The sequence below is a fragment of the Paenibacillus sp. P5_B5 genome, assembly GCF_056400365.1.
The window spans coordinates 81,193-94,677 of record NZ_JBFULK010000013.1 but is presented as its reverse complement, the minus strand read 5'-3'; the positions used below and the strand labels follow the sequence as shown (position 1 = coordinate 94,677).

The window sequence follows — 13,485 nt, the reverse complement described above, 5'->3', positions numbered from 1 at the left end:
AAGTCGATGAACTTATTGCTTATTGCATTTACCGAAATCAAACGACAGTTCAAATCAATACCTTCTTTAATGGCGACCTTCGCGATGCCACTTGTATTGATTTTTATATTAGGCTCCTCACTATCTGGTTTAGGCAACTTTGAAACAAAAGCAAGACCGCTTGATAAAGTTAAGGTTGGCCTACAAGACAATGATCGAGGGCAATTAAGCAGTCGCTTAGATGATTTTATCCAAGAGCCTGAAGTGAATAAACTCGTCGAACTGCAAACCGTAGATTCACGTGAACAATTGGAACAAGATATTCGTAATGGTCTAATCCAATTTGGGGTTGTCATTCCTAGCGGATTTAGTGAAGGTGTGTTATTAGGGAATACAGGTCAATGGGAATTTATTATGGGCAATGATTATAGCCAGAATACAATCGCCAAAACATTATTTCAATCTTTCCTTGATCAGGTCAATTTATCTCAATCGGTTGCTAAGACCCTTGGTACACAGCAGGTTGCTGTAGCTGCTACAGAGGTTTCTGTGAATACGCAGAGTATAGAGGCGCCGTTACTTATCACAGGAAAGCTTAGTCAAGATGGAGATAATCTGTATTCAGCTTTTCAGTACTATTCGGTATCGATCTTAATTATGTTCTTGCTTTACACAGGTAGAGATGCTGCTGTCTCTATCATGGTAGAGAGGGAGAATTATACGTTGCAACGCTTGCAGTCTTTACCTATTCGTTCAGGAACCGTCGTGTTCGGCAAAATCTTAGGAAATTCAATAATCGCTTTTATGCAGGCAATCATCATCATTAGTATAACGAATCTGTTCTATGGTGTTGAGTGGGGCGATATGTGGGGAATACTCGCGTTAACTTGTTTTCTCATTATTCTTTCAGCAATGGGGCTTGGTATGGTTATCTTGCTCAAAGCTAAGACGACCAAAACAGTGCATTCGACCTTCCAGATTATTGTTATCGTCATGACAGCGCTTAGTGGTGGATTTGCTCCCATTGGTGGCCTCGAATCAGTGAGTCAGTTCACCATATCGTATTGGGGGATGCAGGGTATGCTGCGGATTATGCTAAATAGTGATGCAGGAATTATTATGCAGCAGGTTACTGTTCTCGGTTTGATAGGTGCAGGGCTCATGTTCATCTCGGTTGTTGCCTATAGAAAGGTGGTCTCATAATGAATAGCTTTATTATTGCGGGTAATTTCATTAAACGGTTCATTGGAAGTAAGAAGAATCTAGTTATCACATTACTTCTTCCAGCCGTTATCGTAGCTTTCATTATGGCACAGCTGAATATCCCTGATCAGTCCACCATTACTTATCTAAATCAGGATCAAGGTGAACTTAGTGATTATGTGCTGCAAGATCTTGGTAGTAAATATACACTCAAAGAAGTTGTATCTCGAGCTGAACTAAATGAGAACATCATAAAGTTACAAGCAAGTGCTGGATTCATTTTGCCAAGTCATTTTAGTGAAGGAATTCTTAGCGGTAACATAGAGTCTGTTGAATGGCTAGAATTAAAAGTATCAGAGGCATCCGTTTCACTGAATCTAGCCTTGAATAAACTTCTGCAAGATATACAGACGGCAGTGCTCACAACGAAGAGTGCAGGACTTCAGGATCAAGCGTTGAAAGATGCTGTTCATGAGATCCTACTCTTACAACAGAAACAGCATGTATCAGCTACTGTAACCGACCACGAATGGTATATATCTCCTTCATTTCGTGTTGCAATGGGCTTGCTTATCATGTTCATGCTTCTAACGGTATCATCTACTGTGTCATTGATCCTTGAGGATCGACATCAGTACACAATGTCACGCATGTATACTGCGCCAATACGGGCACACGAAATCGCATTAGGGAATTTCATCGGCAGTTTAGCGATCGGTACGATTCAAGTAACGTTAATCTTAGTACTGATTCATTATTTAATGGGACTGGAAATGAAAATATCCTTCTGGTCACATCTAGCTATAACAGAAATGTTCCTGTTTGTCGCAATTGGAATCGGCACAGCAATTGGATCGATTGTTCAGAGTCAAAGACAACTTTCTATGCTCATGGGAGTGATCATTTTTCCGACTTGTATGCTTGGAGGATGTTACTGGCCCGTATCGGTGATGGAAACCTACATGCAGCAGATCTCTAACTTCATTCCACAAAAATGGGCGCTTGATGCGATGGAGAAGTTAGCTTCCGGAGCTGATATTACACAGGTTGGGCTCCATATAGGCGTACTTGGCTTGTTCGCGATTATCCTGCTAGGTATTGGCTCAGCTTTACTTAAACCGACTAAACGCGAGGCTATGTAATATAAATACAATTGTATAGGTATATCACTAGCTGTTCTTTTGGAGAATGTATTTTCTTCATTAGAACGGCTTTTTTGCATCCAAAAAAATTTAAAACTCACACTTTATTTCAATTAAATGTCAAAGACCAAGTTACGAATACATATGATTCTTAATAAGATATCTTAATCGGATAAGTTGTCTAATCAGAGGTAGTGAAATGGGGGATTGTGATGAGTAAGAATAATGAAGTTGAGTATTGTAACTTGGAAATTCGTTTTGAACGTCCTCACATTCGGAATTTTATCAAATCTTTAATTCGGGAAGGCTATTCTTTGTATTGGAGTGAGATGGATGGACAATTTATCATTTCAATCCGTATTGGACGCAAACTTGTTAAGCTTAAATTTGAACGAATCGGTCAACGCTATAAAATCGTTGGGAATTATTCGTTTAAAGATGAGAAGCTAATGGATATTATGGAGAAAATGATTTGTGATACACGGGGCCATGCCATTGTCAAAAGATTCCGTGACAGGCAAATCTTAATTGAGAATATTATGTTTGGTGAAACAATTCGAATGGTTGAAATTACCGGATTTGAGCATCGTATATTATTTCAAAAGGAATCGCCTATTTCAATTGATGAGATGGTTAGCGCATTTCGCTCGACAAGAATTGATGAACGAATTCCGGTGCTTAGGCTTGAACTTGATTATGAGCTTGCTACACTCAGTGATGCAATTCAATCGAGCGATCAGAAATCCATAGCGGCAAGTAAAAAGAGGCTGTCTCTATTAAGACAAGAGATGCTTTTACTCGAAATGTGATAAATTATTTGTTTTGAAATTGACATTTGTTTGCGCAAAAGCTTATCATTTGTAAGAAGATATAAATAGAGGTACAGCTTAGGAAGGTAGGGTGCAGAATCTTATGTCAAAACAACAAATTGGTGTTATTGGTTTAGCTGTAATGGGCAAAAACTTAGCACTTAACATTGAAAGTAGAGGTTTTACCGTATCTGTCTACAATCGTTCGCCTGAAAAGACGAAAGAGTTGTTAGCGGAAGCGGAAGGCAAACAATTAGTTGGTACATTTACAATGGAGGAATTCGTAGCATCACTAGAAACTCCTCGTAAAATTTTAATTATGGTACAAGCGGGCAAACCAACAGATGCAGTTATTGAGCAGCTTGTTCCATTGCTAGACCAAGGGGACATTCTAATCGATGGTGGTAATGCATATTTCCCTGATACTGTTCGTCGTAACAAAGATTTGCAGGAGAAGGGCTTCCGCTTTATTGGAACTGGTGTTTCTGGTGGAGAAGAAGGTGCTCTTAAAGGACCTGCGATCATGCCAGGTGGTCAGAAGGATGCTTACGAGCTAGTTGAGCCAATTCTTACAGCGATTTCTGCAAAAGTAGGCGACGATGCTTGTTGTACATATATTGGACCAGATGGAGCGGGACATTATGTTAAAATGGTGCATAACGGTATCGAGTATGGCGATATGCAGCTTATTTGTGAAGCTTACCAGTTACTGAAAGATGTGCTTGGGGTAAGTGCTGAAGAATTACATGAGATCTTCACTGAATGGAATTCTGGCGAGCTTGACTCCTATCTCATCGAAATTACAAGAGATATCTTCACTAAATATGATCCGGAAACAGGCAAACCTATGGTTGACGTTATTCTTGATTCCGCAGGGCAGAAGGGTACTGGCAAGTGGACAAGCCAAAGCGCACTTGATCTTGGTGTTCCTCTTTCCATTATTACGGAATCCGTGTTCTCTCGTTTTATTTCCGCAATGAAGGACGAGCGTGTAGCTGCTTCTAAGACACTACGCGGTCCTGTTGTTGGCAACTATCAAGGCGACCGTGCGGCGTTCATTGAAGCCGTTCGTAAGGCATTATATGCGAGCAAGATTTGCTCTTATGCACAAGGCTTCGCTCAAATGAGAGCAGCTTCTGAAGAGTACAATTGGAACCTGAACTATGGCGCAATTGCTATGATTTTCCGTGGTGGTTGTATTATTAGAGCACAGTTCCTGCAAAATATTAAAGAAGCATACGATCGTGATGCTGATCTTAAAAACTTGCTGCTTGATTCTTATTTCCAAGGTATTGTTGAAAATTATCAGGGCGCTTGGAGAGAAGTTGTTGCTACGGCTGTTACACGCGGTATTCCTGTTCCTGCGTTCGCATCTGCACTTGCATACTATGATTCATATCGTACAGAACGTTTACCAGCGAATCTGTTGCAAGCTCAGCGTGACTACTTTGGCGCTCACACGTTTAAACGTGTAGACAAAGAAGGCGTATTCCACTATAACTGGTTAGATAATTAATTTATAGATAAAGAAATAAAGTGGTCTAAAAGTGTGGCAGAGAAGTATCCAGTAAAATTGGGTGCTTCTCTGCCACTTTTTATTACTTTTATACCGTATCATCGACAGGTTTCCTGTGTTATTATATGGGGAAGTTTTGACATAAAGTGAGGTAGAATTCATGTACAGCAAGGAAAGTATTCGCAATATCGTGCTGGTTGGTTTCATGGGAACAGGTAAGTCAACAGTTGGTAAGAAGCTAGCGAGGTCTTTATCGTGGTCGTTTATGGATACAGATGCTCAGATTGAAAGCAGAGAGCAGCAGTCGATACCCGAAATTTTCCGTGAACATGGTGAGGCCTATTTTCGCAAAGTGGAAAGTGAAGTTATTGAGCAGGTGATGAATGACAGCAAGCAAGTGGTATCCATGGGCGGTGGCGCAGTATTGCTTGAACGTAATCGTGAACATATGCTTCAGAATGGATTAGTCATAGCTTTAGTTGCTTCAGCAGAAGCTATTATAGAAAGAGTGCAAGGCAATCCAGATCGACCACTGCTACAAGGAGATCTAGCAGAACGTGTACATACGATGATGGAGCAGCGGCGAGGTGTGTATGATTTTGCACCACTTATCATAGATACCGAACAGTGTAGTTCTGAAGAAATTGCTGCACAGATTATGAAGCTGATTGAATAAGGAGAATTGACAATGGTCTCTTATCTCTATATTGGGATCGCAGGATCATTAGGCGCGTTAAGTAGAATGTTAATATCGGACTTGCTTTCTTCGAATGATACTGTATTTCCTTGGGGGACGCTTCTGTGTAACCTGATCGGTTGTTTATTACTTAGTTATTTCACCTTTGCTGCAATGAAACGCTTATCAACACAAGTGAAGCTAATGATTACGACAGGATTTATTGGAGCATTTACAACATTCTCAACATTTAGCGTGGAAACCATACTGCTGCTTGAAGCAGATAAGGTTATAATGGCTTTTACTTATGTGCTTGCTAGTCTGTTAGGTGGGATGATGTTTGCTTGGCTAGGTTATGAGCTTGCTATGCTTGGTAAACGAAGAGGTGAAGCATCTCATGGCTAATGTTCTGTATTCTGTATTACTAGTATGTTTAGGTGGATTTCTTGGAGCGATTGCTCGTTATATTATTTCGACAACAATCAGCAAATCATTTCCAAGTGCTCTGCCATATGGTACACTGACAGTAAACCTTGCTGGCTCATTTGCCCTTGGATTATTGATCGGGAGTGATTGTTCAAGTTCTATGAAACTCCTTATAGGAACTGGTTTCTTAGGTGCTTTTACAACATTCTCTACTTTTACAATAGAAGGATTTAAACTGTTACATAAGGGTAAATGGAACTACTTAATTGTGTATTACGCATTAACTTACATACTTGGCATTATGTTCGCATTTATCGGATATATAGTCGTTCGTTAATATACAACGAGGAGAGAATTAATATATGAAAGCGATTGTTACGAAGACTCAACATTTACAAGGGGAAATTAATGCACTTTCATCCAAGAATTACACGACACGCTATTTGCTTGTAAGTGCGCTTGCAGATGGGATAAGCACAATTCATTATCCAGCACACAGTGAGGATAGCGATGCGATGAGACGTTGTCTGATTGATCTTGGGGCTGAGCTTCAAGAGGATGAAGAGAAGATGACCATTCGTGGCTTCGGAAGTCATCCGAAGGCTATTAAGGAACTGAATGTAGGTAATGCTGGAGCAGTATTACGCTTTCTAATGGGTACTGCATCTCTTCTACCAGAAGTAACCTTTGTTAATACATATCCGGATTCACTTGGTAAACGTCCGCATCAGGATTTGATTAATACGTTAGAACAGATGGGTGTTTCTGTAGAACATCAGAATGGTAGATTACCTATTACGATTCGCGGTGGACAGCCTCGAGGTGGACTTCTGACAGTATCAGGTCATGTATCATCGCAATTCTTAAGTTCTTTATTATTTCTGACTCCACTATTACAAGAAGATACTGAAATTCAGGTGCTGGATGATCTTAAATCCAAGGTCGTCATTGGACAGACGCTAGAAGTACTTGAAGAAGCGGGTATTGTTATTCATGCATCTGACGACTTAATGCATTACCGTATTCCGGGTAGACAGCAATATCAGCCTAGAGACTATGTTGTTCAGGGTGATTATCCGGGGTCAGCAGCAATATTAGCTGCGGCTGCAGTAGTTGATTCTGATGTAAAAGTATTACGTTTGTTCGAGAAATCCAAGCAAGGTGAACGGGCATGTGTCGATGTACTTCGCGCAATGGGTGTTGATTTAACACACCAAGACAGCGTAGTTCATGTGCGTGGTGGTAAGCCGATGATTGCAGGCGAATTTGATGGAGATGACTTCACCGATGCAGTACTAGCTATGGTTGCAGCTGCTGTATTTGCTGAAGGTACATCTAGATTCTATAATGTTGAGAATTTGCGTTACAAGGAATGTGACCGGATTACAGATTATCTCAACGAGTTACGCAAAGCAGGTGCAAGAGTAGAAGAACGTCAAAGTGAAATTATTGTACACGGACGTCCTGAAGGTGTAGAGGGTGGAGTGGAAATTAATGCTCATTATGATCACCGTGTAATTATGGCACTAACCGTTGTTGGATTACGAAGTGCTCAAGGATTAACGATACATGATGCCCATCATGTAGCTAAATCGTATCCTGGGTATTTTGATCATTTAAAGGCTTTAGGTGCGCAGATCGAGCTGATTGAAGAATGACGGTTTTGTGGAAGGGTTTGAAGGTGAGCTTTGCTTTCATACTTATTATTTCTTTGGTGGTAACTAGCACGGTCCTTGCCTATTTATTATTTGGTAAAATAAAGGAAACTTGGGGACATGCCGTATCTTTTAATCCTAGTCAAATAGCTTCCGAGTCAGCTCAGACAGTGGCGCCAAAGCCAGTTCCAACAGTAACTCCAGCACCGGTAGAGAAGCCCCTTTCAGTTCTATTGAAGGCACCAGCTATACATCAACATCCAGAGTTGCCTGCAGGATGTGAAATAACGTCACTCGCTATGATGCTAGGGCATGCGGGATTCACCAAAACAAAACTAGAACTTTATGAAGAAATGCCTAAAGATCCAACACCGATTCAGTGGGATAATAATGGGAATATTAAATATTGGGGAAATCCGAATGCGGGGTATGTTGGTGATGCGACTCCGCGTGCCAAAGGATTCGCGATTTTTCATGAAGGATTGTTCCCCTTGCTTAAAAGCTACATTCCATCAGCGATTGACCTAACACGCCAATCGTTTGATAAATACGAAGAACAGCTCGCCAAAGGGATTCCTGTGCTTGTCTGGACGACGATCGATTTTAAAGTGCCACAGAAATGGGTAGTATGGGACTCTCCACTCGGTCAAGTGAAGACAACATTTAAGGAACATGCGGTGCTACTAGTTGGCTATGATGAAGAATATGTATATGTTAATGATCCAGCGACTGGTCAAGAAGCTAGACAATTGAAGAAGAATGAATTTATCGCAACATGGGTTGCATTAGGTAAGCAAGGGTTGTCCTATAATAAGGAGGGATAAAGAATGAGTTTTGAAAATCCACCACGAGAACAAATTAAGGAAATTCTTGCATCTGCGGGTAATATTGCAGTTGTTGGCTTGTCCGATAATCCAGATCGAACTTCTCATATGGTTGCCAAAGCCATGCAAGCCCGTGGATATCGTATCATTCCTGTGAATCCTGGTAAAACAGAAATTCTCGGTGAAGTATGCTATAAGTCCTTATTAGATATTCCAGAACAAGTTGATATTGTGAATGTATTCCGCCGTGCTGAGGAAGTTGTCCCATTTGCAGAGCAAGCAGTTAAGATTAATGCCAAAGTATTCTGGCTTCAGCTTGGTATCGTAAATGAAGAAGCAGCCAGAATCGCCTCAGAAGCGGGTCTAACGGTGATTATGGATCGCTGTATTAAAGTAGAAGATGCGGTGCTACAGCTGAGAGGCAAATAAGAAGCATTAATAATGCGTATAACATTAAAGAGGTGGTGCAGGAAGCTTATTCTTGTACCACCATTTTGTTTTTTTATCCATGTTTAAATAGTGAAGGAGATTCATTTCGACATGATATAGATTGATTAAGTCTTCTTGTACATATTTTTGGCTCAGACTACAGAGACTATAAACAATAATTCACAAGGAGGATCATGATACGAATGGCGACATACGAGGACTTAGAGAAGAATACTGCTCCTAATCTAGCTGCTGATTTCTTGCCAATAACATCTGTTCTCGGCTCGTCAATGTCAGCTGTAGCGACAGGATTAATTTTGCCCAATGATCATAGTTTGATGGAAGAAGCCAGTGATGAATTTAGAGCAGGGCAAGATCAATCAAATCAATATTCCTTTTAGTTGGAATCCAAGGTGAAGGAGTGAAATCTTCTAAATGAGTGGTAATCAAGCTAATACATCAACAACATCTAATCGGAATCAGTTGACGGGCAAAGAATTAACCTATGTGAAAGATTATTTGTCCTGGGAATTACTCGCAATCAAAAAATGCAATGATGCAGCAAATCGCTGTCAGGATGTACAAATTGCAGATCTTATAAGGGCAACAGGACACAAACACCAGCAGCAGTATCAAACAATTCTATCTTTCTTACAATAATGAATGATGAGGAGGTACCGGGATGCCGACAGAAATTGCTATGCCTCAAACAGGTCAGTTACCTCAGGTTAAAGGTCCTGAGATTAATGATCGCGATTTAATTAATGATATTCTCGCTTACGAAAAGTACTTAACCGACGGTTATAACACTGGCCTAAGTGAAATGCAAATGCCTAGACTTCATCAAGCGATTCAGGATATCTTGATCGATGTGCATAAATCGCAATCTGCGTTATTTGATCTGATGTTCCAAAAAGGCTGGTACAAAATGAAAGCAGCTGAGCAAACTGAGATACAGCAAGCACATCAACAGTTTAGTGGCTACAAGACGCAGTTTCCAAATTAAATAGAAGCTGAGTAGGAAGTCTTGATTCTTATGAATCAGGACTTTTGCTGTTTAGGCGGATTAAATATGAAATTAATTCTAATAGTTTACTTTGACAAACCTAGCATGAGGGATTACCATTTGGTGTAGAGAGGGGGTTATAGTCGTAGTGAATTGGATAGGATTTCTGCAACAGCTAGGCCGATCATTAATGTTGCCCACGATTGCATTACCGCTAGCGGCTGTTCTTCTTTTTCTAGGGACATGGCCATGGGAAGTGATCCATGCTGATTCATTTGGTGATGTTCTCACATTGGCTGGGCAAACTATTTTTACATACTTACCTTATTTATTTGCTGTTGGTGTTGCTTTAGGTCTGACAGAGGCTGCTGCAATTGCAGGAATGTCTGCACTCCTCGGATATTATCTTTACATCGAACTTACTCAGAGCGTACTTGGTCCTGAATTTCAGCTTGGTGTAGTTGGTGGTATTTTGATGGGTGTTATTACTGCTATCATTCATAATCGTTTTAAATCGATCAAATTCCCAGAGTATATTCAATTTTTTGGTGGCCCTAGAATCGTTCCGATCTTTACTGGAATAGCCTCAATCGCTTTCTCCTATCTGACGATATGGATCGGGCGACCTGTTCTAGCGTGGTTATTGCATATCGGACAGGCGATGCTTGATTTGGGCGGATTTGGTGCATTCTTATATGGTGTTATGTCTCGGTTGTTAGTTCCTACAGGCCTTCATCATATTTTGAATAATGTGTTTATGTTTCAGGTTGGATCTTATGAGAATTCGAATGGCTTAATCGTCCAAGGAGATTTAACACGCTTCTTTGAAGGTGATCCGACAGCAGGGATGTACATGGCAGGATTGTATCCCATTATGTTGTTTGCTTTACCTGCGATTGCCTTTGCGATTATTAGAGAGTCACGTGAGGACCTTAAAGGGAAAATCAGAGCAACATTCTTAACCGCTGCACTTGCTTCCTTCTTAACGGGTGTAACCGAACCGATTGAGTTCGCTTTTTTGTTTGTTGCACCGTATTTGTTCTTTCTTCATGCGATATTATCGGGCTTGTCGATGTGGATTGCAACTGCACTTGATATTCATCATGGGTATTCCTATTCCGCGGGTGCCATAGATTATTTGCTTAACTTTCATTTATCCAAAAATGCACTCCTCTTATTGCCAATCGGTCTCCTGTATGGTGCTGTATACTATCTCATGTTTCGCTGGGCGATTCGGAAATTCCGTATTCCTACTCCTGGACGTGAGGAAGGGTCACATTTAGAGGATTGGGCTGATGATATACCATCAAGAGCTCCGCTTGTTGTGCAAGCTCTAGGTGGTAAAGAGAATATATCCAAAATTGATGCCTGTATAACTCGCTTAAGATTAACACTTAATAATGTTAAGCTAATGGATACGAGTGCGCTGCGCAATCTTGGTGCAGTTGGCGTTATTCGGCTTGGTGGAGGTAACGTACAAGTTGTATTTGGTACTTATTCTGAACTGATTCGAGAAGAGATTACCAAGGTGATGCGTAAAGAAATGCTGCTTGTTACATTCCAATCACCTGTGCAAGGTAAGATGATACCACTTTCGGACGTTCCAGATCGTATCTTTGCGGGTAAAATGGTTGGAGGAGGGGTAGCGTTCATTCCTGATCGTGGAGAGCTTCTATCACCTGTTGATGGGACCATTATTCATGTCTATCCTACGCATCATGCTTTAGGTATAGAGACGAAAGAAGGGGTTGAGGTTCTTTTACATATTGGAATTAACACGTCAGATTTACCTGGGGATTGGTTTGACGCTCAGGTGCAAGCAGGAGATGTAGTTACAACAGGTCAATTGCTCATTAAATTCCAATTGGATCAAATTAAGAAGCATTGCACATCACTTGCAACACCGATGGTTATCACGAATTCAAAAATTGTTAAATCTTGGAGCTTTGCACCTTACAAGACTGTTAAAAAGGGACAGAAATCGGTCATGTCTGTAGTGCTGAAAAATAGAGAAGAAATCAGGGGGAACAACTGATGATTAAAGGGATAGGAGCCTCATCAGGCATTGCCATGGGTAAGGCATTCGTCATACCAACATGGGAATGGGATTTTCCGGAGGAAATGATCAATGTTACAGATTTAGCCAAGGAATTTGAGCGGCTTTATAATGGTATTCGTTCTTCTAAGGATGAGCTAGAGGATATCAAGAAAGATATCATCGATGTAGTGGGTAAGGAATCATCGCATATTTTTGATGCTCACCTTGCCATCCTTGAAGATCCAGTATTCATGAGTGAGGTAGAAGCTGTTATACAAAGACAGTACAAGGCAGCTGAAGTTGCGGTGAAGGAAGTCATCGATAAGTTTGTTGAAATGTTTGATTTAATAGATGATGATTACATGAAGGAACGAGCAATTGATATTAAAGATGTTGGTAATCGATTACTCAAGCATTTACTTGGTGATGTAGAGCCCGTAGAGCCACTAACGGATGAGCTTCATATACTCGTGACCAAAGAATTAACTCCTTCTCAAATGGGCAGGCTTGACCCTTCACAAGTGCTTGGTATTGTCACCATGCTGGGTGGGATGAATTCACATACATCTATTATGTCAAGGGCACTATCGATTCCTTACGTGCTGGGCTTAGAAGGAAAGCTGATTCGACCGATTCACACAGGAGATTTTCTTATTATTGATGGTAATGAAGGTAGCGTCTACGTGAATCCAGATACTGAGACAATTGCTAAATATCAGCAGCGTAAGAAAGATTTAATGCAAATTCGTGAGCATCTTCAGAGCTTAACGCATCTTCCATCTGTTACGAAGGATGGACAAGAGATCAAGCTAGAAGCGAATATGAATACCGTAGCAGAGACAAGTGACGCAATGAAATATGGCGCCGCTGGAGTTGGTTTATTTCGCACAGAAGTGCTATTTATGGATAGGAATACATTGCCAAGTGAAGAAGAACAGTTCCTCGTGTATAAGCAAGCAGCCGAGCGGCTAGGGTCTCACCCCCTTGTGATTCGCACGCTGGATATTGGTGGTGACAAGCAATTAGATTACTATCAGCTTGACGAGGAGGAGAATCCTTCCCTAGGTTATCGTGCCATTCGTATTTCGCTTGATATGAAGGATTTGTTCAAGACACAGCTACGAGCAATCTTGCGTGCAGGAGCACATGGCAACGTAAAGCTGATGTATCCAATGATCTCTTCCTTACAGGAGTTAAGGCAAGCGAATGAATTGCTCGCACAAGCCAAGGCTGAACTATTAGCAGCAGGTGTAAGCTTTAACGAAGATATAGAAGTTGGCATCATGATCGAGGTTCCTTCCGCGGCATTAATTGCCGATTTGTTAGCTAAAGAGGTAAGCTTTTTCTCAATCGGGACGAACGATCTTGTTCAATATGTATTAGCAGTCGATCGTATGAATGAGAAGGTTGCACACTTGTATGAGCCTTATCATCCTGCAGTCATTCGCTTATTAAAGTACATTGTCGATTCTGCACGAGACGCAGGTATTCCTGTTGCGGTATGTGGGGAGTTAGCAGGTGATATCAATGCACTTCCAATCTGGCTCGGATTAGGTATTAGAGAGCTTAGTGTATCCGTACAGTCCATCCTAAGTGTTAAACAGCAAATACTTACAAGTGATACAGATGAATGCAAAGAGTTACTATCCCGCGTTCTTAAGTGCACGACAAGCGAAGAGATTAGGAAGCTGCTGCACGAAAATAAGAAAGATCGACTGTCGGTATAATGCCGACAGTTTCTTTTTGTCAATTAAGTGATTACTTGGCAGGAGAATGCAAATT

Annotated in this window: 15 protein-coding genes; all 15 read left to right on the top strand. The window is 40.9% G+C overall.

Annotated elements, in window-relative coordinates; genetic code table 11:
• Positions 1-6: 6 nt before the first annotated feature.
• The 15 genes from AC1DOK_RS17205 to ptsP all read left to right on the top strand — a co-directional run bounded on the left by AC1DOK_RS17205 (position 7) and on the right by ptsP (position 13,430).
• A complete protein-coding gene (locus AC1DOK_RS17205) occupies positions 7-1,182 on the top strand; it encodes an ABC transporter permease (protein ID WP_477555534.1) in 1,176 nt (391 codons plus the stop codon).
• Positions 1,182-2,324 carry an ABC transporter permease gene (locus AC1DOK_RS17200; protein WP_477555533.1) on the top strand — a complete coding sequence of 381 codons (1,143 nt, stop codon included), beginning with the start codon at positions 1,182-1,184 and terminating at the stop codon, positions 2,322-2,324. Before AC1DOK_RS17205 ends, AC1DOK_RS17200 begins: the two co-directional genes overlap by 1 nt.
• Positions 2,325-2,536: 212 nt before the next feature.
• Complete coding sequence (locus AC1DOK_RS17195) at positions 2,537-3,133, top strand: hypothetical protein (protein ID WP_477555532.1); 597 nt, start codon at positions 2,537-2,539, stop codon at positions 3,131-3,133.
• A gap of 103 nt (positions 3,134-3,236) precedes the next feature.
• Positions 3,237-4,649 (top strand): NADP-dependent phosphogluconate dehydrogenase, encoded by a 1,413-nt coding sequence (gndA, locus tag AC1DOK_RS17190; protein ID WP_477555531.1) that lies wholly within the window; start codon positions 3,237-3,239, stop codon positions 4,647-4,649.
• 160 nt (positions 4,650-4,809) lie between these two features.
• Positions 4,810-5,325, top strand: a complete 516-nt coding sequence (locus AC1DOK_RS17185; protein WP_477555530.1) for a shikimate kinase — start codon at positions 4,810-4,812, stop codon at positions 5,323-5,325.
• A gap of 12 nt (positions 5,326-5,337) precedes the next feature.
• Positions 5,338-5,730, top strand: a complete 393-nt coding sequence (gene crcB / locus AC1DOK_RS17180) for a fluoride efflux transporter CrcB (RefSeq protein WP_477555529.1) — start codon at positions 5,338-5,340, stop codon at positions 5,728-5,730.
• Positions 5,723-6,088, top strand: coding sequence for a fluoride efflux transporter CrcB (gene crcB / locus AC1DOK_RS17175; RefSeq protein WP_477555528.1), 366 nt, complete (start codon positions 5,723-5,725; stop codon positions 6,086-6,088). Before crcB (AC1DOK_RS17180) ends, crcB (AC1DOK_RS17175) begins: the two co-directional genes overlap by 8 nt.
• A gap of 25 nt (positions 6,089-6,113) precedes the next feature.
• Positions 6,114-7,409: a 3-phosphoshikimate 1-carboxyvinyltransferase gene (gene aroA / locus AC1DOK_RS17170; RefSeq protein ID WP_477555527.1), complete on the top strand. Its 1,296-nt coding sequence runs from the start codon at positions 6,114-6,116 to the stop codon at positions 7,407-7,409.
• The gene (locus AC1DOK_RS17165) at positions 7,406-8,230 is read left to right on the top strand and encodes a C39 family peptidase (protein ID WP_477555526.1); all 825 of its coding nucleotides are present in this window, start codon (positions 7,406-7,408) and stop codon (positions 8,228-8,230) included. The genes aroA and AC1DOK_RS17165 overlap by 4 nt, the downstream gene beginning before the upstream one ends.
• A 3-nt stretch (positions 8,231-8,233) precedes the next feature.
• Positions 8,234-8,659: a CoA-binding protein gene (locus AC1DOK_RS17160; RefSeq protein ID WP_477555525.1), complete on the top strand. Its 426-nt coding sequence runs from the start codon at positions 8,234-8,236 to the stop codon at positions 8,657-8,659.
• A 203-nt stretch (positions 8,660-8,862) separates the two neighbouring features.
• Positions 8,863-9,060, top strand: coding sequence for a hypothetical protein (locus AC1DOK_RS17155; protein WP_477555524.1), 198 nt, complete (start codon positions 8,863-8,865; stop codon positions 9,058-9,060).
• Positions 9,061-9,094: 34 nt separating this feature from the next.
• Positions 9,095-9,319 carry a hypothetical protein gene (locus AC1DOK_RS17150; protein ID WP_477555523.1) on the top strand — a complete coding sequence of 75 codons (225 nt, stop codon included), beginning with the start codon at positions 9,095-9,097 and terminating at the stop codon, positions 9,317-9,319.
• Between the two features lie 22 nt (positions 9,320-9,341).
• Positions 9,342-9,665 carry a spore coat protein gene (locus tag AC1DOK_RS17145; protein ID WP_477555522.1) on the top strand — a complete coding sequence of 108 codons (324 nt, stop codon included), beginning with the start codon at positions 9,342-9,344 and terminating at the stop codon, positions 9,663-9,665.
• Positions 9,666-9,813: 148 nt separating this feature from the next.
• A complete protein-coding gene (locus tag AC1DOK_RS17140) occupies positions 9,814-11,700 on the top strand; it encodes a glucose PTS transporter subunit IIA (RefSeq protein ID WP_477555521.1) in 1,887 nt (628 codons plus the stop codon).
• Positions 11,700-13,430 (top strand): phosphoenolpyruvate--protein phosphotransferase, encoded by a 1,731-nt coding sequence (gene ptsP, locus AC1DOK_RS17135; protein ID WP_477555520.1) that lies wholly within the window; start codon positions 11,700-11,702, stop codon positions 13,428-13,430. Before AC1DOK_RS17140 ends, ptsP begins: the two co-directional genes overlap by 1 nt.
• Positions 13,431-13,485: the final 55 nt, after the last annotated feature.